At 53.5% G+C, this 913-nt stretch carries 3 pseudogenes; 2 read left to right on the top strand and 1 reads right to left on the bottom strand.

Going from position 1 to position 913, the window contains the following annotated elements:
• Positions 1-201 (top strand): annotated as a pseudogene (locus FDX22_RS27620) (redoxin domain-containing protein); the annotation flags it as partial.
• 4 nt (positions 202-205) lie between these two features.
• A pseudogene (locus tag FDX22_RS32850) lies at positions 206-310 on the top strand (hypothetical protein); the annotation flags it as partial.
• Between the two features lie 43 nt (positions 311-353).
• Here the strand turns inward: FDX22_RS32850 and FDX22_RS27610 are convergent.
• Positions 354-913: pseudogene (locus tag FDX22_RS27610) on the bottom strand (amidohydrolase family protein); the annotation flags it as partial.

Raw genomic sequence — 913 nt, 5'->3', positions numbered from 1 at the left:
AAAGCCGGTGTTGAAGTGCTGGGGATAAGCACCGATAAACCAGAGAAGCTTTCCCGATTTGCGGAGAAAGAAGTGCTTAACTTCACGCTCCTGTCTGATGAAGATCATCAGGTTTGCGAGCAATTTGGCGTCTGGGGTGAAAAGTCATTTATGGGCAAAACCTACGATGGCATCCATCGCATCAGTTTCCTGATTGATGCCGNCGCATAATGTCGAGCAATCTATTGCGAATCTGTGTGCGCTGGCATGTCGTTCGATGCAGGAAACCGACAAGCAGATCATTGAGATCATGGCCAGCAAAGCGCATTAATCTGTAGGCCGGGTAAGGCGTAACCGCCACCCGGCATAAGCGTTTATTCAAACGTCCCTTTTACGCAGGCTTTCTTCTCTCTGACCACGGCTTTTCCCTTCGCCCACAGGTGATTAACCTCCAGCGCATCGTTAAGCACCAGAATGTCCGCATCGCATCCCACCGCCAAACGCCCTTTATGCTCTAGTCCCAAAAATTCTGCGACCGTACGCGTCAGCGGACAGAGCGCCTGTTCCAGCGGTATGGCATGAACTTTCACCAACTGGCGCACCGTTTCCGCCAGTGATTCAAACCCCGCGACACCGATACCGGTGAGATTACCTAACTCATCAAATTCCGGCTGGCTGCCGTTGCCATCCGAGCTCAGGGTAATGCGCGANGTTCTGGCGCAACGCTGTAGCAATCGCCATTGCCGGATCAACAGGCTCATCAATGCTGCTGGTGATATCGATATAACCGCCCTGGCGGGCATACTCCAGCGCCGCCTGGAACAGCGGTTCCGCACGATTAACATGCGTTGGCAACAGTTTGGTAATCGGGACATCACAGCACTCGAGGATGTTGTACAACGGCTCCAGCATGCGCGGGCTGTCACCCATGTGG

Source organism: Citrobacter sp. TBCS-14, from assembly GCF_005280805.1.
Taxonomy (GTDB): domain Bacteria; phylum Pseudomonadota; class Gammaproteobacteria; order Enterobacterales; family Enterobacteriaceae; genus Citrobacter; species Citrobacter gillenii.
This window is presented reverse-complemented; position numbering and strand designations above follow the sequence as displayed.